The following is a 21,572-nucleotide window of genomic DNA, read 5'->3' on the forward strand; positions in this document are numbered from 1 at the left end:
CACGGTCAGCGTCTTCTCATCCGGCTCGCAGCCGGTTGCCAGCCGGCGGTGCTGCACTGGGGGAGACGCCCAGGAAAGGGGTCGGACATGGGCTGGTTCAGCCGGCGTCGGCGCGCCGCCGACGGGACGCCGACGAAGCTCGACCGCGAGGCGAACGCCGACGACCTCGCCGCCCTGGAGGCGTTCGTGCGGACCCGCCGGGGCGTGGAGTTCTATCTGGAGCCCGAGACCACGGCGACCGACACCACGGTGATGGCGATCGCCTACGACGGCGAGTGGATCCGCCGCCGGACGGGCTCGCCCCGGGCGGCGGCGCGGATCGCCCAGCGGTACGCCGTCCCGTTGTACGAGGCGGCGCGCACCGGGTACCCGGAGCGGATGCGGGCCTGGAACCGTGCCCACCCCGAGCGCCGCCTGCGCTGAGCCGGCGGGCCCCGGGACCTCGCGGGCGACTCGGCTCCGAAGGCGTCCCTTGGGGCAGGTGGGGGCGCGTCCCCGACCGGCCGGACGGGGTCGCCGCGCGGGCCGGCCGTGGGACGCGCCGTTGACCGGCGGCGCGCGGGTGTGGCAGCATTCGCGGCCTGACGGCAGTGAAGGAAGCCGGTGCGATTCCGGCGCGGTCCCGCCACTGTCACCGGGGAGCGATCCCCCCTCGTGAGTCACGGCCGTGTGTCTGCGGTTGGAAGGCCGGGGGTGAGCGTCGATCCGGGAGCCAGGACACTTCGGCCGTCGGGACGACCCCAGGGCGTGGACACCCGAGGAGGACCCGATGACGCACGCCGACGACCACCGTCTGCGCCGGTCAGCGCGTGGCAGCATGCCCGCGGCCGGCCGCCGACCCGCGCCGCCGCCCGGCCGCGCCCGGCCCGTCGTCCGCCGCTGACGTCCGTATCCCGCACGCCGAGGTCCGTGCCTCGGGACCGCCGACGTCCGCGCCCCCGCCCCGCCGGGTCCTCGCCCGCCCGGCCGGTCGGCCCCCGCTGACCCGGCACCCGGTCCGCCGTACCCGCTGAAGCCGCGCCCATCCCCTGCCCGCCGACGGCCGCTCGCCGCCGGGGGCGTCACTCTCCGGAGCCGTTCGTGCGCATCCTGCTGCTGTCCACCGCCGACACCGACCTGCTCGCCGCCCGCGCCAGCGGCGCCGACTACCGCCTGGCCAACCCGGCCCGGGTCGCGGCCGACGCCGTGTCCGCGCTGCTCGACGGCGTCGACCTCGCCGTCGTACGGCTGCTCGGCGGCCGGCAGGCGTGGCCGGACGGCCTGGCCGCGGTGCTCGCCTCCGGCGTGCCGACCGTGGTTCTCGGCGGCGAGGCGGTGCCGGACGCGGAGCTGATGGCGGTGTCCACCGTGCCCTCCGGGGTGGCCACCCAGGCGCTGACGTACCTGGTCGAGGGCGGGCCGGACAACCTGGCCCAGCTCGCGCGGTTCCTCTCCGACACGGTGCTGCTCACCGGCGAGGGGTTCGCCCCGCCCGCGCCCACCCCCGCGTACGGCGTCCACGGCGACCGCGAGCCGGCGCCCGGCCGCCCCACCGTCGGGATCGTCTTCTACCGGGCGCACACCCTCGCGGGGAACACCGCGTTCGTCGACGCCCTCGCCGACGCGGTCGACGCGGCCGGCGGCAACCCGCTGCCCGTCTACTGTGGCTCGCTGCGCGGCCTCGCCCCGGGCGACGGGCCCCTCGAACTGTTCGCCCGCTGCGACGCGCTCGTCGTCACCGTCCTCGCCGCCGGCGGGACGGTCCCCGCGGACGCCTCCAACGGCGGCGACCCCGACGCGTGGGACGTCGGCGCGCTCGCCGCCCTCGACGTCCCGGTGCTCCAGGCGCTCTGCCTGACCAGCACCCGCGACCAGTGGGCGGCCAGCGACGCCGGCCTGTCCCCGTTGGACGCCGCGATGCAGGTCGCCATCCCCGAGTTCGACGGCCGGATCGTCACCGTGCCGTTCTCGTTCAAGCGCATCGACGCCGACGGGCTGTCGGTCTACGAGCCCGACCCGGAGCGGGCCGCCCGCGTCGCCGGCATCGCCGTGCGCCAGGCCCGGCTGCGGCACGTCCCGAACGCCGACAAGCGCCTCGCGGTGGTGCTCAGCTCGTACCCGACGAAGCACTCCCGGGTCGGCAACGCCGTCGGCCTGGACACCCCCGCCTCGGCGGTGCGCCTGTTCGCCGCGCTCGCCGACGCGGGCTACGACCTGGGGGAGCAGCCGCCGCCCGGCGACGGGGACGCACTCATCCACGCCCTGATCGCCGCCGGCGGGCACGACATCGAGTGGCTCACCCCGGAGCAGCTCGCCGGCGCCGAGGCCCGGGTGCCGGGGGAGACGTACCGGAGGTGGTTCGACCGGCTCCCCACCGGGCTGCGGGAGGCGGTGCTCGCGCACTGGGGCGAGCCGCCGGGCGAGCTGTACGTCGACGGCGGCGACGTCGTCCTCGCCGGGCTGCGCTTCGGCAACGTGGTGCTGATGATCCAGCCGCCGCGCGGCTTCGGCGAGAACCCGATCGCCATCTACCACGACCCCGACCTGCCGCCGAGCCACCACTACCTGGCCGCGTACCGGTGGCTGGCCGCGCCCGTGGAAGAGGGCGGGTTCGGCGCGGACGCCGTGGTGCACCTGGGCAAGCACGGCACCCTGGAGTGGCTGCCCGGCAAGGGGCTCGGGCTGGCCGCCGACTGCGCCCCCGACGCCGTCCTCGGGGACCTGCCGCTGGTGTACCCGTTCATCGTCAACGACCCCGGCGAGGGCACCCAGGCGAAGCGCCGCGCCCACGCCGTCGTCGTCGACCACCTCGTCCCGCCGATGGCCCGCGCCGACACGTACGGCGACCTGGCCAAGCTCGAACAGCTCCTCGACGAGTACGCCACGGTGCAGGCGCTCGACCCGGCCAAGGTGCCGGTCGTCCGGGCGCAGATCTGGGACCTCGTGCGCGCCGCCGAGCTGCACCACGACCTGCACACCGAGGACATGCCGGCCGCCGACGACTTCGACGACTTCGTGCTGCACCTCGACGGGTACCTGTGCGAGGTCAAGGACGTGCAGATCCGCGACGGGCTGCACGTCCTCGGCGGCGCGCCCGCCGGCGAGGCCCGGGTCAACCTGGTCCTCGCCGTGCTGCGCGCCCCCCAGGTGTGGCGCGGGGCGCGGGCGCTGCCCGGCCTGCGCCAGGCCCTCGCCGCCGCGTACGGTCTCGACGAGCAGGCGCTGCTCGCCGCGCCCGGCGAGCGGATCGCCGTGCCCGCGGCGCTGACCGAGGCCGTGGACGGGCCCGCCGCCACGGCCGCCGACGCCGTCGACCTGATCGAGGGGCTGGCCCGCCGCCTCGTCGTCGGCATGGAGACCCTCGACTGGGACGCCGACCGGGTCGACGAGGTCGTCACGGAGGTCGCCGGCCGCGCGATCCCCGACGCCGCCGACGTGCTGCGCTTCGCCGCCCGGGAGGTGGTGCCCCGCCTCGACGCCACCACCGACGAGGTCGACCGGGTGCTCGGCGCCCTCGACGGCCGGTTCGTGCCGCCCGGCCCGTCCGGCTCGCCCACCCGGGGCGTGGTCGACGTGCTGCCCACCGGCCGCAACTTCTACTCCGTCGACCCGAAGGCGATCCCGTCGCGCAACGCCTGGGACGTCGGCGTGGCCCTGGCGGACTCGCTGCTGGCCCGGCACCTCGCCGACACCGGCGAGTACCCCCGCTCGGTGGGGCTCACCGTCTGGGGCACCAGCGCCATGCGCACCCAGGGCGACGACGTCGCCGAGGTGCTGGCCCTGCTGGGCTGCCGGCCCACCTGGGACGACCGGTCCCGCCGGGTCACCGGCGTGGAGGTGGTGCCGCTGGCCGAGCTGGGCCGTCCCCGCGTCGACGTCACCGTGCGCATCTCCGGGTTCTTCCGCGACGCGTTCCCGCACGTCGTCGCGCTGATCGACGACGCCGTGCGCCGGGTCGCCGCCCTCGACGAGGCCGCCGAGGACAACTTCGTCGCCGCGCACGTCGCCGCCGACGTGGCCGAGCACGGCGACGAGCGGCGGGCCACCGCCCGCATCTTCGGCTCCAAGCCCGGCGCGTACGGGGCGGGGCTGCTGCCGCTGATCGACGCCCGCAACTGGCGCACCGACGCCGACCTCGCCGAGGTGTACGCCGTCTGGGGCGGCTACGCGTACGGCCCGGGGCTGGACGGTCGGGAGGCCCGCGCCGACATGGAACGCTCCTTCGCCCGCATTGCCGTCGCGGTGAAGAACCAGGACACCCGCGAGCACGACATCGTCGACTCCGACGACTACTTCCAGTACCACGGCGGGATGGTGGCGATGGTCCGCCACCTCACGGGGGCGTCCCCGGCCGCGTACGTGGGGGACTCGGCGATGCCGCACGACGTGCGCACCCGCACCCTCGGCGAGGAGACCCGGCGGGTGTTCCGGGCCCGGGTGGTCAACCCGAAGTGGATCGCCGCGATGCGCCGGCACGGCTACAAGGGCGCGTTCGAGCTGGCCGCCACCGTGGACTACCTGTTCGGCTACGACGCCACGGCCGGCGTCGTCGACGACTGGATGTACGAGCACCTCGCCGCCGCGTACGTCTTCGACCCCGGGACGCGGGAGTTCCTGGAGCAGTCGAACCCGTGGGCGCTGCGCGGCATCACCGAGCGGCTGCTGGAGGCCGCCGACCGGGGGCTGTGGGCCGCGCCGGACCCGGCGACCCTCGACCGGCTCCGCGAGACGTACCTGGCCACGGAAGGCGACCTGGAGGACCGGGCCCAGTGAGTGCCTTCCCGTTCTCCGCCGTCCTCGGCATGGACGACATGCGGCTCGCCCTGCTGCTCAACGCCGTCTCCCCGGCCATCGGCGGGGTGCTCGTGCGCGGCGAGAAGGGCACCGCGAAGTCCACCGCCGTGCGGGCCCTCGCCGCGCTGCTGCCCCCGGTCGACCACGTCGTCGGCTGCCGCTTCGCCTGCGACCCGGCCGCCCCCGACCCCGGCTGCCCGGACGGCCCGCACCCGGACGAGCCGGTGGCCGACCGCCGCCCGGCCCGGCTGGTCGAGCTGCCGGTCGGCGCCGCCGAGGACCGGGTGGTCGGCTCGCTCGACCTGGAGAAGGCCCTCGGCGAGGGGGTACGCGCCTTCGAGCCCGGCCTGCTCGCCGCCGCCCACCGGGGCGTGCTCTACGTCGACGAGGTCAACCTGCTCCACGACCACCTCGTCGACCTGCTCCTGGACGCCGCCGCGATGGGCCGCAGCCACGTCGAGCGGGAGGGCGTGTCGGTCAGCCACGCGTCCCGGTTCCTGCTCGTCGGCACGATGAACCCGGAGGAGGGGGAGCTGCGCCCGCAGCTGCTGGACCGGTTCGGCCTCACCGTCGAGGTGGGCGCCAGCCGGGACCCGGCGGTCCGGGTGGAGGTGGTCCGCCGCCGGCTCGCCGCCGACGCCGACCCGGCCGGGTTCGCCGCCCGCTGGGCCGACGCCGACGCGGAGGTCGCCCGGCGGGTGGCCGCCGCCCGGGACCGGCTGGACCGGGTGCTGCTGCCCGACGCGGCGCTGCGCCAGATCGCCGAGGTGTGCGCCGCGTTCGACGTGGACGGCATGCGCGCCGACATCGTCACCGCGCGTACCGCGATGGCGCACGCCGCCTGGCAGGACCGGACGGTGGTGACCGCCGAGGACGTCCGGGTGGCCGCCCGGCTGGCCCTGCCGCACCGGCGCCGCCGCGACCCGTTCGACACCCCTGGCCTCGACGAGCAGCGCCTGGACGAGGCGCTGCGCCGCGCCGGCGAGGACGACCCCGACACCGACCCGCCGTCCGGCCCGGACGACGGCGGCCCCGACGGCGGCGGCCCGCCCGACGGTCCCGACGGCGGCGGCCCGACGGGTCCCGACGGCGGCGGCCCGACGGGTCCCGCTGGTGGCGGCGCCGGAGCCGACGGCAGTGCCGGGCAGGACTCCGGCGGACCGGGCGGCGCCGGGCAGGACGCCGGTTCCGCCGGTCCCGGGCAGGACTCCGGTTCCGCCGGTCCCGGGCAGGACGGCGGAACCGCTGGTCCCGGGCAGGACGGCCGAACCGGCGGCGCCGGAGCGGACCCCGCCGGGACCGGCCGGCCCGGTGACCCGGCGGCGGGGAGGCAGCCGGTGGCCGTACCCGATCGGGGTTTGCGGGCCCGGCTGCTCGCGGCGCCCGGGGTGGGCGACGGGGTGCCCGGCCGGCGCTCCCGCGCCCGCACGGGCCGGGGCCGGACCACGGGGGCGCGCACGCCGCTCGCCGGCCGGGCCGGGGCGCTGCACCTGCCCGCGACCATCCGCGCCGCCGCCCCGCACCAGGCCGCGCGGGGCCGGCACGGGGGGCCGCTGCGGCTGCGCCCGGGCGACCTGCGCGAGGCGGTCCGCGAGGGCCGCGAGGGCAACCTGGTCCTCTTCGTCGTCGACGCGAGCGGGTCGATGGGCGCCCGGCAGCGGATGTCCGCCGTCAAGGGCGCGGTGCTCGCCCTGCTCACCGACGCCTACCAGCGGCGGGACAAGGTGGCCGTGGTCGCCTTCCGCGGTACGGACGCGCAGACCCTGCTGCCGGCCACCTCGTCGGTGCTGGCCGCGTCCGCCCGGCTGGCCGAGCTGCCCACCGGCGGGCGTACGCCGCTCGCGGAGGGGCTGCTCGCCGCCGCCGAGCTGCTGCGCCTGGAGCGGCTGCGGGACCCGCGGCGGCGACCCCTGGTGCTGGTGCTCACCGACGGGCGGGCCACCGCCGGGCACCGCCCCCTCGACCGGGCCGCCCGGGCGGCGGCCGTGCTCGCCGCCACCGGCGCCCCCTGCGTCGTCGTCGACTGCGAGTCCGGCCCGGTGCGCCTGAACCTGGCCCGCCGCCTGGCCACCCACCTCGCGGCCCAGTACCACCCCCTGTCCTCCCTGACCACCCCCCGCGATCTTGCACTTGTTGCCCAGGCGAAACGGGTGGAAACGGTCAGATGAGGGGCCAAAACTGCAAGATCGCGAAGAAGAGGAGGGGCCGCTGATGCCGCAGGGGAAGCCGAACTACGTGCCCGCCGACGGGCTGAGCACCCGGCAGCGGCGTAACCGGCCGCTGCTGATCGTCCACACCGGCCAGATGAAGGGGAAGTCGACGGCCGCGTTCGGGCTGGCGCTGCGCGCCTGGACGGCGGGGCTGCCGGTCGGCGTGTTCCAGTTCGTCAAGAGCGCCAAGTGGCGGGTGGGCGAGGAGAACGCCTTCCGCGCCCTCGGCGAGGTGCACGAGCGCACCGGCCAGGGCGCCCCGGTGGCCTGGCACAAGATGGGCGAGGGCTGGTCCTGGATCCAGCGCGGCGGCGAGGCCGACCACGCCGCCGACGCGCTGGAGGGCTGGCGGCAGATCCAGCGCGACCTGGCCGCGCAGCGGTACGGCCTGTACGTGCTGGACGAGTTCACCTACCCGATGAAGTGGGGCTGGGTGGACGTCGACGAGGTGGTGCGGACCCTGGCCGGCCGCCCCGGCTTCCAGCACGTGGTGATCACCGGCCGGGACGCCGACCCCCGGCTGGTCGAGGCCGCCGACCTGGTGGCCGAGCTGACCAAGGTCAAGCACCCGATGGACGCCGGCCAGAAGGGCCAGAAGGGCATCGAGTGGTGAGCGTGAGCGAACCACCGTCGCTGCCGGGGGTGGTGAGCACCGGTGAACTCTGGTCGCTGCCGGGGGTGGTGAGCACCGGTGAACCCTGGTCGCTGCCCCGGGTGGTGGTTGCCGCCCCGGCCAGCGGGCACGGCAAGACCACCGTGGCCACCGGCCTGCTCGGGGCGCTGCGCCGCCGCGGCCTGACCGTCAGCCCGCACAAGGTCGGCCCCGACTACATCGACCCCGGCTACCACGCGCTCGCCGCCGGGCGGCCCGGCCGCAACCTCGATCCCTGGCTGGTGGGCGAGGAGCGGGTCGCCCCGCTGCTGCGCCACGGCGCCACCGTCCCCACGCCCGCCGACATCGCCGTGGTCGAGGGCGTGATGGGCCTGCACGACGGCGCGGTCGGCCGCGGCGCGTACGCCTCCACCGCCCACGTCGCCCGGCTGGTGGACGCCCCCGTCGTGCTGGTGCTCGACACCACCGCCCAGGGGCGCTCGGCCGCCGCGCTGGTGCTCGGCATGCGCGCCTTCGACCCCGCCGTGCGCATCGGCGGGGTGATCCTCAACCGGGTCGGCTCACCCCGGCACGAGGCCCTGCTGCGCGACGCGCTCGCCGAGGTGGACGTGCCGGTGCTCGGGGCCGTCAGCCGGGCCGAGGAGGTCGCCGCCCCGTCGCGGCACCTCGGGCTCGTCCCCGTCGCCGAGCGGGCCCCGGAGTCCGAGGAGATCGTGGCCGCCCTCGCCGACCTGGTCACCGCCACCGTGGACCTGGACGCGCTGCTCGACCTGGCCCGCACCGCCCCGCCGCTGACCGCGCCGGCCTGGGATCCGGTCGCCGCCGTCGGCGGCCCCGCCACCGGCCCCGCCACCGGCGCCGGCCCGACCGTCGCGCTCGCCGCCGGCGCCGCCTTCACCTTCTCGTACGCCGAGACGGCCGAACTGCTCGCGGCGGCCGGCGCGACCGTGGCCCCGTTCGACCCGCTGCGCGACCCGGCGCTGCCGGCCGGCACCCGGGCCGTGGTGATCGGCGGCGGCTTCCCCGAAGCGCACGCCGAGGCCCTCGCCGGCAACGCGGCGCTGCGCGCCGAGCTGGGCGCCTTCGACGGGCCGGTGGTCGCCGAGTGCGCCGGCCTGCTCTACCTGGGGCGCTCCCTCGACGGCGTGCCGATGTGCGGGCGGCTGGACCTGACCGCCCGGATGAGCGGCCGGCTCACCCTCGGCTACCGGCAGGCCGTGGCCGCCGCCGACTCCCCGGTGACCCGGGCCGGCGAGCCGGTACGCGGACACGAGTTCCACCGCACCGTCACCGACCCCGGCCACGGCGACACCCCCGCGTGGCGCTGGGACGACCGGGAGCACGGCTTCGTCGACGGCCGGGTGCACGCCTCCTACCTGCACGTGCACTGGGCCGGCCAGCCGCTGGCCGCCCGCCGCCTGGTGGAGGCGTGCCGGTGAGCGCCCCGACGGGTGAGCCGCCGACGGGTGGACCGGGCCGGCCGACGCTCACCGGGGTGGGCGTGGGGCCGGGCGACCCGGAGCTGCTGACCGTGAAGGCGGTCCGGGTGCTGCGCGAGGCCGACGTGGTCTTCGTCCCGGTCATGGCCGACGGCCCCGGCCCCGCCGCGGGGGTCGGCGCCGGAACGGACCCGCGGGCCGTCGACGGCGTCGGGCGCGCCGAGGCGACCGTGCGGGCGTACGTGGCCGACGGGCAGGTGCGGCGGCTGCCGTTCGCGCTCGACGACCGGGGCGGCGCCACGCCCCGCCGGCGGGCCGCCTGGGACGCCGCCGCCCGCGCCGTCGTCGACGCCCTCGACGCGGGCGCGACGCGGATCGCGTTCGCCACCATCGGCGACCCCAACGTGTACTCCACCTTCGGCTACCTGGCCCAAAGCGTGCGCGCGCTGCGGCCCGCCGTCGAGGTCGGCACCGTCCCGGGAATTACCGCCATGCAGGACCTCGCCGCCCGCAGCGGCACCGTGCTCTGCGAGGGACGCGAGCCGCTGACCCTGCTGCCGGCCACCGCCGGGCTCGCGCTGTTCGCCGACGCCCTCGCCGGCCCGGGGACCGTCGTGGCGTACAAGGGCTGGCGGCGGCACCCGGAGTTCGTCGAGGAGCTGCGCCGGCAGGGCCGCCTCGACGACGCCGTGCTCGGGCGGGCGCTCGGCCTGCCCGGCGAGCGGATCGGCCCGCCCGCGCCGGACGACGACGACCTGCCGTACCTGTCGACGCTGCTCGTCCCGGCCCGCCGGGAGACCAGGGGAGGAAAGCTTTGACCACCGTAGAAGCGACCACGGGGAAGGTCTGGTTCGTGGGGGCCGGGCCGGGCGCCGCCGACCTGCTCACGCTGCGCGCCGCGCGGGTGATCGGCGAGGCGGACGTGGTGGTCTGGGCGGCCAGCCTGGTGCACGCCGACGTGCTCGCCCACGCCCGCGCCGACGCCGAGATCATCGACTCGTCCGAGCTGCCGATGGAGGGCGTGCTCCCCCTCTACGAGCGGGCCGCCGCGCAGGGGCTGACCGTGGCCCGGATCCACTCCGGCGACCCCGCGCTGTGGGGCGCGGTGCAGGAGCAGCTCGACATGTGCCGGGCCCTCGGGCTGGCCGTCGAGGTCGTGCCGGGCGTCTCCTCGTTCACCGCCGTCGCGGCGCTCGTCGAGCGGGAGCTGACCATCCCCGAGGTCGCCCAGTCGGTGATCCTCACCCGCCTCGAGGGCGGCAAGACGCCGATGCCGGCGGGGGAGCGGGTCCGCGACTTCGCCCGCCACGGCACCACCATGGCGCTGTTCCTCTCCGCCGCCCGCTCGGGGCAGGTGCAGGCCGAGCTGCTGGCCGGCGGCTATCCGGCGGACACCCCGGCCGTGGTGGCGTACCAGGCGACCTGGCCGGACGAGCTGGTGGTGCGCTGCACGGTCGGCACCCTGGCCGACACCGTTCGGGAGCACAAGCTGTGGAAGCACACGCTGTTCCTGGTCGGGCCGGCGCTGGGCGCCAGCGGCACCCGGTCGCACCTGTACCACCCCGGGCACTTCCACACCTTCCGCCGGGCCGAGCCTGCCGCCCGCGCCGAGCTGCGCCGCCGCCGCGCGGACGCGGCCCGGCCGGGCGGGAACGCCGACCGGGCCGCCGGGGACGCGGACCCGTCGGTCAGCGACGCCGGGGCGCCGGGGCCGGCCCGGTGACGTACGCCGAGCCGCCGCTGCGCGAGCCGGACCTGCCGCGTACCGCGAAGGTCCGGCCCCGCGCGCTGCGCACCGGCTGGACGACCGGGGCCTGCGCCACCGCGGCGGCCAAGGCCGCCGTCACCGCGCTGGTCACCGGCGTGCCGCCGCGGGAGGTCGAGATCGGCCTGCCCGCCGGCCGCCGGGTGAGCTTCCCGGTCGACCGCTGCGAGCTGGCCCCGCCGCCCGCCGCGCGCGCCGAGGCCGTGGTGGTCAAGGACGCCGGGGACGACCCCGACGTCACCCACGGCGCGCACCTGACGGCCACCGTCGAGTGGCGCGACGAGCCCGGCCTCGACCTCGCCGGCGGGCCGGGCGTCGGCACCGTCACCAAGCCCGGCCTCGGGCTGCCCGTCGGCGGCCCGGCGATCAACGAGACCCCGCGCCGGATGATCGGCCAGGCCGTCGCCGAGGTCGTCGACCTCGCCGAGGTCGGCGTACGGGTGGTGATCAGCGTCCCCGGCGGCGAGGTGATGGCCCGCAAGACCACCAACCGGCGGCTCGGCATCCTCGGCGGCATCTCCATCCTCGGCACCACCGGGATCGTCCGCCCCTTTTCGACGGCGTCCTGGCGGGCCAGCGTGGTGCAGGCGGTGCACGTCATGGCCGCCCAGGGCGAGCGGACCGTGGTGCTGTGCACCGGCGGGCGCACCGAGCGGGCCGCCCGGGCGCTGCTGCCGGAGCTGCCGGAGGTCTGCTTCGTCGAGGTCGGCGACTTCACCGGCGCGGCGGTCACCGCCGCCGTCGGCGACGGCATGACCGGGGTGGTCTTCGTCGGGATGGCCGGCAAGCTGGCCAAGCTCGCCGCCGGCGTGCTGATGACCCACTACACCCGGTCCAAGGTGGACCTGTCCCTGCTCGGCGCGGTCACCGCCGAGGCCGGCGGCGACCCGGCCCTGGTGGCCGAGGTGGCGGCGGCCAACACCGGCCGGCACGCGTACGAGCTGTGGGAGGCCGCCGGGCTGCTGCGCCCCGCCGGCGACCTGCTCTGCCACCGGGTACGCCAGGTGCTGCTGCGCTTCGCCGAACACGCCGTCGACGTCGACGTGGCGATGGTCGACTTCGCGGGGGACCGGCTGGTCGCCTCCTCGGGGCGGTGGGCCGCGTGACCCACCCCGTCACCGTCGTCGGCGTCGACGCGGCCGGGGCGCCGCCGTACCCGGCCGCCGTCGCCGCGCTGGCCGGGGCCCGGCTGGCCGTCGGCGCGGCCCGGCACCTCGCCGCCGTCGCCCTCCCCGAGGGCTGCGCCACGGTGGCCCTCGGCCCGCTCGCGCCGGCGCTGGAACGGCTCGCCGCCGCCGTGGCCGACGGCGTCCCGGCCGTCGTGCTGGCCAGCGGCGACCCGGGGCTGTTCGGCATCGTCCGCCGGCTGCGCGCCGACGGGCTGCCCGTGCGGGTGCTGCCCGCCGTGTCCAGCGTGGCCGCCGCGTTCGCCCGCGCCGGCCTGCCGTGGGACGGCGCGGCGGTGGTCAGCGCCCACGGCCGGGACCTGCGGCCCGCGCTCAACGCGGCCCGCGCGCTGCCGGCCGTCGCCGTGCTCACCGCGCCCGGCGCGGGGGCCGCCGAGATCGGCGCGGGCCTGGTCGGCTGGCCGCGCCGGCTCGTCGTCGCCGAGCACCTGGGCACCCCGGCCGAGCGGGTCACCGAGACCACGCCCGCCGAGGCCGCCGCCGCGACCTGGGCCGACCCGCACGTGCTGCTGTCCCTCGCCGACCGGACCACCGATCCCGCGGTGGCCCCCGATCCCGCCGTGGCCCCTGATCCGGCCGGTCCCGGCGTGGCCGGCGGGGCCGGCCGGCCCGATCCCGCCGGGCCGGCCGGCGGGGCGCGGGCGGACAACCAGCCGGCCGCCGCCCCGGCCGGCGGCTGGGCGCTGCCCGAGGACGCGTACGCCCACCGCGACTCCATGATCACCAAGGCGGAGGTACGCGCCCTCGCCGTGGCCCGGCTGCGCCCCCGGCTCGGCCGGCTCGTCTGGGACGTCGGCGCGGGCAGCGGCTCCGTCGGCGTCGAGTGCGCGCTGCTCGGCGCGGCCGTCGTCGCCGTCGAGCGCGACCCGGACGCCGTCGACCTGGTCCGGCGCAACGCCGCCGCCCACGGGGTCGACGTGCGGGTGGTCGCCGGGGCGGCCCCGGCCGCGCTCGACGGGCTGCCCGACCCGGACGCCGTCTTCGTCGGCGGGGGCGGTCTGGACGTGCTCGCCGCCGTGGCCGCCCGCGAACCGGCCCGGATCGTGGTGACCCTCGCCGCCCTGGACCGGGTCGCCCCCGCGCTGGCCCTGCTGCGCGAGCACGGCTACCGCGCCGAGGGCGTCCAACTCTCCGCCGCCCGGCTGGCCGACCTGCCCGGCGGGTCGGTGCGGCTGGCCGCCACCAATCCTGTCGTCGTCCTCACGGGGGAGCTTCCTTGACCACGATCCGCATCGGACTCGTCGCGGCCACCGCCGCCGGACGCCGGCACGCCCGTACCGTCGCCGACGCCTGGCCGCACGCCCGCCTCGTCGACGCCGACACCGTCGGCGACGCGCTGCGCGCCGCCTTCACCGGATACGACGCGGTGGTGGCGTTCCTGGCCACCGGCGCGGTCGTCCGCGTCCTCGCGCCGCTGCTCGGCGACAAGCGCACCGACCCGGCGGTCGTGGTGGTGGACGAGGCGGCCCGGCACGCCGTGGCGCTGCTCGGCGGCCACGCCGGGGGCGCGAACGCCCTCGCCGCCGAGGTCGGCGCGCTGCTCGACGCCCGGCCGGTGGTCACCACCGCCACCGACGCGGTCGACCTGCCCGGCCTGGACACCCTCGGCTGGCCCGTCGAGGGGGCGGTCGCCGCCGTCAGCCGGGCGATCCTCGACGGCGAGCCCGTGCGGCTCGAGGCCGACGCCACCTGGCCGCTGCCCGCCCTGCCCGACACCGTGCGCCCCGACGCGCCCGCCGACGCGTACCGGCTGCTGGTCACCGACCGGGTGGTGCCGACGGACGAGCGGACCGCTGTGCTCCGGCCCCCGTCGCTGGTGGTCGGGGTGGGCGGCAGCCGGGGCGTACCGGCCGCCGAGGTGCGCGCCCTGCTGGACCGGGTGCTGGCCCGACGCCGGGCTGAGCCCGGCGAGCGTGCGCGCCCTGGCCAGCGCCGACGTCAAGGCCGACGAGGCGGGCATCCGGTCGACCGCCGACACGCTCGGCGTACCCCTGGTGACCCACCCGGCGGCGGACCTGGCGGCGGTCGACGTGCCCAACCCCAGCGAGGTGGTCCGCGCGGCGGTCGGCACGCCCAGCGTCGCGGAGGCCGCGGCGCTGCTCGGCGAGCCCGGCCGGCACGCCACCGCGGAGCTGGTGGCGCCCAAGACCGCCTCCGCGATGGCCACCGTGGCGGTGGCCCGGCACGCGCCGCGCGGCCGGCTGGCGATCGTCGGCCTCGGCCCCGGCGCGACCGACCTGCGCACCCCGCGCGCGGTCGCCGAGCTGCGCCGCGCCGCCGTGGTCGTCGGCCTCGACCAGTACGTCGAGCAGGTGCGCGACCTGCTGCGCCCCGGCACCCGGGTGCTGGCCAGCGGCCTCGGCGCGGAGGAGGAGCGGGCCCGCGCCGCCGTGGCCGAGGCCACCGCCGGGTACGCGGTCGCGCTGATCGGCTCCGGCGACGCCGGGGTGTACGCGATGGCCAGCCCCGCCCTGGAGTACGCCGACGACCGCATCGACGTGGTCGGGGTGCCCGGGGTGACCGCCGCCCTCGCCGCGGCGGCGCTGCTCGGCGCGCCGCTCGGCCACGACCACGCGTACCTGAGCCTGTCCGACCTGCACACCCCCTGGGAGGTCATCGAGCGGCGGGTCGCCGCCGCCGCCGAGGGCGACTTCGTGGCGCTGCTGTACAACCCGCGCAGCCGCGCCCGGGACTGGCAGCTCGACGCCGCGCTGCGCGTCTTCGCGAAGCACCGCCCGCCGGACACCCCGGTCGGCGTGGTGCGCAACGCCAGCCGCGACGGCGAGCGGGTGCGGCTGGCCACCCTGGCCACCTTCGACGCCGGGACGGTGGACATGTACAGCGTCGTGGTCGTCGGCAGCAGTCAGACCCGGATCGTCGCCGGCCGGATGGTCACCCCGCGGGGGTACCGGTGGCGCAGCTGACCGCGCCCGTGGTCATCGGCCCCTGCCAGGGCTGCGGCGCGTGCCTGCTGACCTGCCCCACGCACGCCATCCGGCCCACGCCGGCCGGCCTGCGGGTCCGGGCCGACCGGTGCACCGGCTGCCTGGAGTGCCTGGAGATCTGCCCGGTGGACGCGATCCGCGTCGCCGGCACCGACCGCCCAGAAGGAGTCCGATGAGTTCGACCACGGTCAGCGCAGCGCCCCCGGCGGGCCGGTGGAGCCGCGCCGAGCGGCTACGCCTCGGCGGTATCGTGCTCGCCGTCGCCGTGCTGCACGTCGCCGGCTGGAGCCTGTACCTGTACTGGAACGACCAGCCCGCGGCGGCCGGCGGCCTGGCCGGGGCGGGCGCCCTGGCGTACGCGCTCGGCGTGCGGCACGCCTTCGACGCCGACCACATCGCCGCGATCGACGACACCACCCGGCTGATGCTGCTGCGCGGGCGCCGGCCCGTCGGCGTCGGCTTCTTCTTCGCCCTCGGGCACAGCGCGGTGGTGCTGCTGCTCGCCCTGGTGATCGGGCTGGCCTCGGCCAACCTCACCGGGCCCGGCCTCGCCCAGGCACGCGAGGTGGGCGCGACCGTCGCCGCCGTCACCGCCACGCTGTTCCTGGCCCTGGTCGCCGTGCTCAACGCCGTGGTGCTGGCCGGCCTGGCCCGGCTGTGGCGGCGGCTGCGCCACGGCGACCTCGACGAGCGGGAGCTGGACCTGCAACTGCTCAACCGGGGGCTGATGCAGCGGGTGCTCGGCTCCCGGGCCCGCGCCCTGGTCCGCTCCTCCTGGCACATGGCGCCCGTCGGCTTCCTCTTCGGCCTCGGCCTGGAGACGGCCAGCGAGGTGACCCTGCTCGCCCTGTCGGCCAGCGCCGCCGCCGCCGGCGGGCTGCCCGTGCTGGCCCTGCTCACCCTGCCGCTGCTGTTCGCCGCCGGGATGTCGGCCATGGACACCGCCGACAGCCTGCTGATGAGCCGGGCGTACTCGTGGGCGTACCGGCAGCCGGCCCGGCGGCTGTACTACAACCTGGCCACCACCGCCGTGACGGTGCTGGTCGGCGCGCTGGTGGCCAGCGTCTACCTGGCGAGCCTGCTGGCCGACCACCTCGGGGTGTCCGCCCTCGCCGGGTACGCGGCGGTCGCCGACCACTTCGAGCAGCTCGGCTACGCCGTCGTCGCGGTGTTCGCCCTCGCCTGGGCGGGCGCGGTCGCGCTGTGGAAGCTGCGCGGCTACGACCGCCGCTACGGCTCCTCCGGCCCGGCCGCGGCCGTCGCGGGCTCCGGGGGCGAGTCCGGGGCCGTCGCCGGCTCCGGGGGCGAGACCGGGGCGGCCGACGCGGAGGGGGAGCGCCGGTGAGCCGGGTCGTGCACCCGATCGAGCAGGAGTCGTACGCGATCCTGCGCTCCCGGGTCGACCTGTCCGGCCTGCCGCCGCTGACCCGCGCCGTCACCGAGCGGGTCGTGCACGCCAGCGCCGACCTCGACTACGTCGCCGACCTCGTCTGTGATGAGGCGGGCCTGGCCGGCGGGCTGGCCGCGCTGCGCGCCGGCGCGCCCGTGGTCACCGACGTGGCGATGGTCGCCGCCGGGATCACCCGTGCCGGCCTGGACCTGGTCTGTCCGATCGCCGAGCCGGCCGCCGCCGCGCTGGCCCGCGAGGCCGGGATCACCCGCTCCGCGGCGGCCGTCCGGCTGGCGTACGACCGGGTCGGCCCCGGCGCGGTCTGGGTGGTCGGCTGCGCGCCCACCGCGCTGTTCGAGCTGATCGACCTCGACGTCCGGCCGGCGCTGGTCGTCGGCCTGCCCGTCGGGTTCGTCGGCGCCGCCGAGTCCAAGGCCGCGCTGCGGGCCAGCGGACTGCCCGCGGTCTCCAACGTCGGCGAGAAGGGCGGCTCCGCCGTCGCCGCCGCTGCCCTCAACGCCCTGCTCTACCTGGAGGAATCCCCATGAACCCGGCCCCGGACCCCCGGACCCCGCTGCTGCTGGTCGGGCACGGCACCCGCAGCACGGCCGGGGTCGACCAGTTCCTCGCGCTGGTCGAGCGCATCCGCCGCCGCGCCGCCTTCGACGACGTCGAGGGCGGGTTCATCGAGCTGTCCCGCCCGCCGCTGACCGACGCGGTCGGCGCGCTCGTCGAGCGGGGCCGGCGTCGGCTGGTCGCCCTGCCCCTCGTCCTCGCCGCCGCCGGCCACGGCAAGGGCGACATCCCCGCCGCGCTGGCCCGGGAGCGGGCCCGCCAGCCGGGGCTGACGTACGCCTTCGGCCGGCCGCTGGGCCCCCACCCGCTGCTGCACGAGGCCCTGGAGCAGCGCATCGACGACGCGCTGGCCGGCGACGACCGGGCGGGGACGTGGGTGGCGCTGATCGGCCGCGGCTCCACCGACCCGGACGCCAACGCCGAGGTCGTCAAGGTGGCGCGGCTGCTGTGGGAGGGGCGCGGGTACGCCGGGGTGGAGGCGGGCTTCATCTCGCTCGCCGAGCCGTCGGTGCCGGCCGTGCTGGACCGGCTGCGCCGCCTGGGCGCCCGCCGGATCGTCGTCGCCCCGTACTTCCTGTTCGCCGGGGTGCTGCCGGACCGGATCGCCGCCCAGTCGGCGGAGTTCGCCGCCGCCCACCCCGACCTGGACGTGCGGGTCGCCGACCTGATCGGCGACTGCGACGCCCTCGCCGACCTGGTGCTGCTCCGGCACGCCGAGGCGCTGCGCGGGGACATCCGAATGAACTGCGACACCTGCGCGTACCGGGTGGCGCTGCCCGGCTTCCTCGACAAGGTCGGCCGGCCGCAGACCCCGCACGACCACCCCGACGACCCGGTCGGCGGCCACGACCACCACGACCACGACGGGCATCCGCACGCCCACGACCACCACCATCACGGGCACGACCACGAGCCGGTGCTGCGCCCGGGGCAGGTCGCCGTCGTCGGCGGCGGGCCCGGCCCCGACGACCTGATCACCGTACGGGGCAAGGCCATGCTGGACGCGGCGGACGTGGTGGTGACCGACCGGCTCGCCCCCCGCGGCCTGCTCGACGGGCTGCGCCCCGGCGTGCTGGTCGTGGACGCGGCGAAGGTGCCCCGGGGCCCGTCGATGGGGCAGGACGCCATCAACGACACCCTGGTCCGGCACGCCCGCGCCGGCCGGCGGGTGGTCCGCCTCAAGGGCGGCGACCCGTACGTCTTCGGCCGCGGGCACGAGGAGGTGCAGGCGTGCGCCGCGGCCGGGGTGGAGACGGTCGTCGTCCCCGGGGTGACCAGCGCCGTCGCCGCGCCCGCCCTGGCCGGCGTGCCGGTGACCCACCGGGGCGTGGCGCACGAGTTCACGGTCGTGTCCGGGCACCTGCCGCCGGGGCATCCGCAGTCCCTGGTCGACTGGGCCGCGCTGGGCCGCGCGCGGGGCACCCTCGTGCTGCTCATGGCGGTCGACACGATCGACAAGATCGCCGCCGAGCTGATCGAGCACGGCCGGGCCCCCGACACCCCGGCGGTGGCGGTGCAGGACGCCGGGCACCCGAGCCAACGGGCGCTGCCGTCCCGGCTGGACGAGGTCGGCGCGCTGGCCACCCGGGAGGGCGTCCAGCCCCCGGCGGTGTTCGTGATCGGCCCGGTCGCCGCGCTGCTGTGAGAGGAGGAGGGGCTTGCTCCTGTCGACAGGGCCAGCCCCTCCTCCCTCTCCTGTTCCTCAGCCGAGCAGGGCGCGGGCCAGCGCGTAGCCGGCGGACGCCGCGGCCAGGCCGGCGGCCACGCTGCCCAGCGCGTTGGCCAGGGCGCGCCCCCGGGCCCCGTCGCGGGCCAGTCGCAGCGTCTCGTAGCCGAACGTCGAGTACGTGGTCAGCGCGCCGCACAGGCCCGTGCCGAGCAGCGCGCCCAGCGCCGGCCCGGTGGGCGCCCCCACCAGGGCGCCGAGCAGGAGCGACCCGAGCACGTTGACGGTCAGCGTGCCCCACGGGAACGCCGAGCCGTACCGGGCCTGCACGGCGCGGTCGGTGAGGTACCGCAGCGGCGCCCCGACGGCCGCGCCGAGGGCCACGAGCAGGACGGTCACCGGGCCGCGTCCGGTCGTACGCCGCCGGAGGCCGGGTCGCCCGCGCCGCCGGAGGCGGGGGCTGCTCTCCCGGCGCGGGCGAGCAGCCGGCCGGCGGCGGCGTCGCCGAGCCAGACCGCGACCAGCGCCGTCACCAGGGTCGCGGCCAGGTACGCCAGCGCGGTGCCCGGCGCCCCGGCGGCCAGCGCCAGGCGCGCGTCCACCACGTACGTGGAGAAGGTGGTGAAGCCGCCGAGCACCCCGACGCCGAGGAACGGCCGGGTGAGCGGGCGGGTGCGGCCGGCGGCGACCACCGCCATCAGCGCCCCGATCAGCAGGCAACCGGTCACGTTGACGGCGAACGTCGCCCACGGGAAGCCACCGGGGCGGTGCGGAAGGGCGGCCTGGAGCCCCGCGCGGGCGAGCGCGCCGAGCACGCCCCCGGCCGCGATGGCGCCGAGCACCGCCGCCGGGTGCGCGCGCAGTTCGGCCCGGTCCGCGGGTACGCGCAGGTCGACGTCGGGATCCACCCGACCCGGGCTCCCTTCGCTCACCTGTCCGTCCTTTCCCGTCGATCATGGAGTTGGCGGCGCTCTCGGGCACCGGACCGGCCGTCAACTCCATGATCGACCTGGCTGGGTCGCGGGGCGGACCCGGTCGACGGCCGCTGTGGAGCTGCCCCGTTCACGCTAGCGCCCGAAGGATCGGCGTCGGGTTCCGGCCGCGGGACGGCGGTGGCTGCCGACAGCGCGGCCGGGGCGGCTCCACAGGGCGGGCGGGTCCTAGGATCGGCGCCATGCGCGTCCTGGTGGTCTCCGCGCCGTTGATCGGGCACGTCTTTCCGCTGCTGCCCCTGGCCGTCGCGTTGCGCCAGGCGGGGCACGAGGTGCTCGTCGCCACCGGCGCCGACGGGCTGGCCGCCGCCCGGGCCGGCGTCCCCGCCGTACGCCAGGAGAACTCCCTGTTCGACGGCCGCGAGCTGGTCCGGGCGACCACGGAACGGCTGGGCCCCGCGCTGCGCCGGCACGGCCTCGCCGCGCTTCCGCCGCCCGCCGCGGCCCTGGCCGTCGCCCCGCCCAGCGTCACCGCGCAGGAGGGCTGGCCGATGCTTTACGTCTCCTACGCCGGCGGCGGGGAGCTGCCCGACTGGCTCGCCGAGCCGGGCTCCCGGCCCCGCGTCCTGGTCACCCGCAGCACCCTCGCCGGCCCCGACGGGGGCGGCGCGATGCGCGCGGTGGTCGCCGCCGCCGACCGGGTGGACGCCGAGTTCGTGCTGGTCCGCCCCTCCGCCCGGCTGGCCGCGTCCCGGCTGCCGGCCAACGTCCGGGCGGTCGACTGGATCCCGCTGGCCGCCGCGCTGCCGGCGAGTGCCGCGCTGGTGCACCACGGCGGGGCGGGCAGCGCGCTCGGGGCGCTCGTCGCCGGCGTCCCGCAGTTGGCCACCGTCGGCCCGGGGGACCGCCGGCACAACGCGGAGCTGATCGCCGCCCGGGGCGCCGGTCTCGCCGCCCCGGGCCGGCGGATCACCGCGGCGCTGCTCACCCGACTGGTCACCGACGCGTCCCTGGCCGAGGCGGCCCGGCAGGTCAGCCGGGAGATCGCCGACCGGCCGGCCCCGGCCGACCTGGTGCCCCGCCTGGAGGCGCTGTGCTGATCCGCTGGCAGCGCCGGCCCGGCGCGCCGATGTCTCACCCCGGTGCCAGGATGGCGGGATGACTCAGATCGCCCTGTTCCACTCCGTGTACGGCCTGCGCCCGGCCGTGCTGGCCGCCGCCGACCGCCTCCGCGCCGCCGGGCACCAGGTGGTCACCCCCGACCTGTACGGGGTGCCCGCCGCCGGGACCGTCGACGAGGGCTTCGCCCTGCTCGACAAGGTCGGCCGGGACACGGCGCTGGACCGGGCCCGCGCGGCGGTGGCCGATCTGCCGCCCGACGCGGTGCTGGGCGGCTTCTCGTTCGGCTGCGCGGTGGCCGCCGACCTGCTCGTCGAGCGGCCCTCCGCCGCGGCCCTGCTCCTGCTGCACGGCATCGCCGGCGGCCCGGAGGCCGTCCGCCCGGGCCTGCCGGTGCAGCTGCACCTGGCCGACCCAGACGAGTTCGAGCCCCAGGAGGACGTCGACGCGTGGCAGCGGGCGATGACCGAGGCCGGGGCGGACCTGACGGTCTTCCGCTACCCGGGGCCCGGCCACCTCTACACCGACCCCGACCTGCCCGACCACGACGCCGCCGCCGCGGAGCTGACCTGGGAACGGGTGCTCGCCTTCCTCGACGGCCGCTGACCCCGCCCGCGGCTGCGCTCTGCCCCGCCGTCGGCTGGATCCGGGGACCACCCGGCGTCGTCGGTCGCTGTGGAGCTGCCCCGTTCGTGCGCCCGGGAGTGCGACGCTCCCGCCTCCCATGCCGTGCCGTCGGTACGCGGCCTCGTCGCGGCATGGGGGAGCCGTGCTCCCGACGACCGACCACATCTTCGTGATCCTCGCCGAGTTCGGCCGAACCCGCAGAGCGCCGTCGCGCACCGCCCCGGCTGTGCGGGCAGCTCCACAGGCGGCCGACGGGGCACGCGTGGTCGACCCGGGAACTGAGCCCGGCGCGGCTGGCAGGCGTGGCAGGCCGGGGCACGGACCGGCCTG

The 21,572-nt window shown here is 77.8% G+C and carries 16 protein-coding genes, 2 pseudogenes and 1 riboswitch; of the genes and pseudogenes, 16 read left to right on the plus strand and 2 right to left on the minus strand.

The annotated features are described in order from the left end of the window. The first annotated feature begins 87 nt into the window (after window positions 1-87). The 14 genes and pseudogenes from ABGB16_RS18670 to cobA all read left to right on the plus strand — a co-directional run bounded on the left by ABGB16_RS18670 (window position 88) and on the right by cobA (window position 18,543). Window positions 88-423 (plus strand): hypothetical protein, encoded by a 336-nt coding sequence (locus ABGB16_RS18670; protein WP_347669359.1) that lies wholly within the window; start codon window positions 88-90, stop codon window positions 421-423. A gap of 170 nt (window positions 424-593) precedes the next feature. Further along, window positions 594-723: riboswitch (cobalamin riboswitch) on the plus strand. Between the two features lie 357 nt (window positions 724-1,080). After that, window positions 1,081-4,752 carry a cobaltochelatase subunit CobN gene (gene cobN / locus ABGB16_RS18675; protein WP_347669360.1) on the plus strand — a complete coding sequence of 1,224 codons (3,672 nt, stop codon included), beginning with the start codon at window positions 1,081-1,083 and terminating at the stop codon, window positions 4,750-4,752. 29 nt (window positions 4,753-4,781) lie between these two features. After that, window positions 4,782-6,941 (plus strand): VWA domain-containing protein, encoded by a 2,160-nt coding sequence (locus ABGB16_RS18680; RefSeq protein WP_347669392.1) that lies wholly within the window; start codon window positions 4,782-4,784, stop codon window positions 6,939-6,941. A gap of 43 nt (window positions 6,942-6,984) precedes the next feature. Next, on the plus strand, window positions 6,985-7,596 hold the full coding sequence (gene cobO / locus ABGB16_RS18685) for a cob(I)yrinic acid a,c-diamide adenosyltransferase (protein WP_347669361.1): 612 nt from the start codon (window positions 6,985-6,987) through the stop codon (window positions 7,594-7,596). A gap of 65 nt (window positions 7,597-7,661) precedes the next feature. Next, a complete protein-coding gene (locus ABGB16_RS18690) occupies window positions 7,662-9,035 on the plus strand; it encodes a cobyrinate a,c-diamide synthase (RefSeq protein WP_347669393.1) in 1,374 nt (457 codons plus the stop codon). Next, the gene (gene cobI / locus ABGB16_RS18695; RefSeq protein ID WP_347669362.1) at window positions 9,032-9,853 is read left to right on the plus strand and encodes a precorrin-2 C(20)-methyltransferase; all 822 of its coding nucleotides are present in this window, start codon (window positions 9,032-9,034) and stop codon (window positions 9,851-9,853) included. The genes ABGB16_RS18690 and cobI overlap by 4 nt, the downstream gene beginning before the upstream one ends. Then, complete coding sequence (gene cobM, locus ABGB16_RS18700) at window positions 9,850-10,758, plus strand: precorrin-4 C(11)-methyltransferase (RefSeq protein WP_347669363.1); 909 nt, start codon at window positions 9,850-9,852, stop codon at window positions 10,756-10,758. The genes cobI and cobM overlap by 4 nt, the downstream gene beginning before the upstream one ends. Then, on the plus strand, window positions 10,755-11,906 hold the full coding sequence (locus ABGB16_RS18705; protein WP_347669364.1) for a cobalt-precorrin-5B (C(1))-methyltransferase: 1,152 nt from the start codon (window positions 10,755-10,757) through the stop codon (window positions 11,904-11,906). Before cobM ends, ABGB16_RS18705 begins: the two co-directional genes overlap by 4 nt. Before the next feature lie 8 nt (window positions 11,907-11,914). Next, a pseudogene (gene cbiE, locus ABGB16_RS18710) lies at window positions 11,915-13,207 on the plus strand (precorrin-6y C5,15-methyltransferase (decarboxylating) subunit CbiE); the annotation flags it as partial. Next, window positions 13,204-14,911: pseudogene (gene cobJ / locus ABGB16_RS18715) on the plus strand (precorrin-3B C(17)-methyltransferase). The pseudogenes cbiE and cobJ, both read left to right, overlap by 4 nt. Then, window positions 14,899-15,108: a 4Fe-4S binding protein gene (locus ABGB16_RS18720; protein ID WP_347669365.1), complete on the plus strand. Its 210-nt coding sequence runs from the start codon at window positions 14,899-14,901 to the stop codon at window positions 15,106-15,108. Before cobJ ends, ABGB16_RS18720 begins: the two are co-directional and overlap by 13 nt. Next, window positions 15,105-16,277: a HoxN/HupN/NixA family nickel/cobalt transporter gene (locus tag ABGB16_RS18725; protein ID WP_347669366.1), complete on the plus strand. Its 1,173-nt coding sequence runs from the start codon at window positions 15,105-15,107 to the stop codon at window positions 16,275-16,277. Before ABGB16_RS18720 ends, ABGB16_RS18725 begins: the two co-directional genes overlap by 4 nt. Continuing rightward, entirely contained in the window at window positions 16,274-16,870 is a 597-nt protein-coding gene (locus ABGB16_RS18730; RefSeq protein ID WP_347669367.1) for a precorrin-8X methylmutase, read from the plus strand. Before ABGB16_RS18725 ends, ABGB16_RS18730 begins: the two co-directional genes overlap by 4 nt. Next, complete coding sequence (gene cobA / locus ABGB16_RS18735) at window positions 16,867-18,543, plus strand: uroporphyrinogen-III C-methyltransferase (protein ID WP_347669368.1); 1,677 nt, start codon at window positions 16,867-16,869, stop codon at window positions 18,541-18,543. Before ABGB16_RS18730 ends, cobA begins: the two co-directional genes overlap by 4 nt. Before the next feature lie 57 nt (window positions 18,544-18,600). On the opposite strand, the gene crcB is transcribed toward cobA, so the two are convergent. Next, window positions 18,601-18,963 carry a fluoride efflux transporter CrcB gene (crcB, locus tag ABGB16_RS18740; RefSeq protein ID WP_347669369.1) on the minus strand — a complete coding sequence of 121 codons (363 nt, stop codon included), beginning with the start codon at window positions 18,961-18,963 and terminating at the stop codon, window positions 18,601-18,603. Beyond that, window positions 18,960-19,496, minus strand: coding sequence for a CrcB family protein (locus ABGB16_RS18745; protein ID WP_347669370.1), 537 nt, complete (start codon window positions 19,494-19,496; stop codon window positions 18,960-18,962). The genes crcB and ABGB16_RS18745 overlap by 4 nt, the downstream gene beginning before the upstream one ends. Before the next feature lie 242 nt (window positions 19,497-19,738). Between ABGB16_RS18745 and ABGB16_RS18750 the strand changes: the two genes are divergently transcribed. Together ABGB16_RS18750 and ABGB16_RS18755 are read left to right on the plus strand one after the other, a co-directional pair. Further along, the gene (locus tag ABGB16_RS18750) at window positions 19,739-20,596 is read left to right on the plus strand and encodes a nucleotide disphospho-sugar-binding domain-containing protein (RefSeq protein ID WP_347669371.1); all 858 of its coding nucleotides are present in this window, start codon (window positions 19,739-19,741) and stop codon (window positions 20,594-20,596) included. A 58-nt stretch (window positions 20,597-20,654) separates the two neighbouring features. Further along, on the plus strand, window positions 20,655-21,221 hold the full coding sequence (locus tag ABGB16_RS18755) for a dienelactone hydrolase family protein (RefSeq protein WP_347669372.1): 567 nt from the start codon (window positions 20,655-20,657) through the stop codon (window positions 21,219-21,221). Window positions 21,222-21,572 lie beyond the last annotated feature (351 nt).

Source organism: Micromonospora sp. B11E3 (assembly GCF_039871625.1).
GTDB lineage: Bacteria > Actinomycetota > Actinomycetes > Mycobacteriales > Micromonosporaceae > Micromonospora.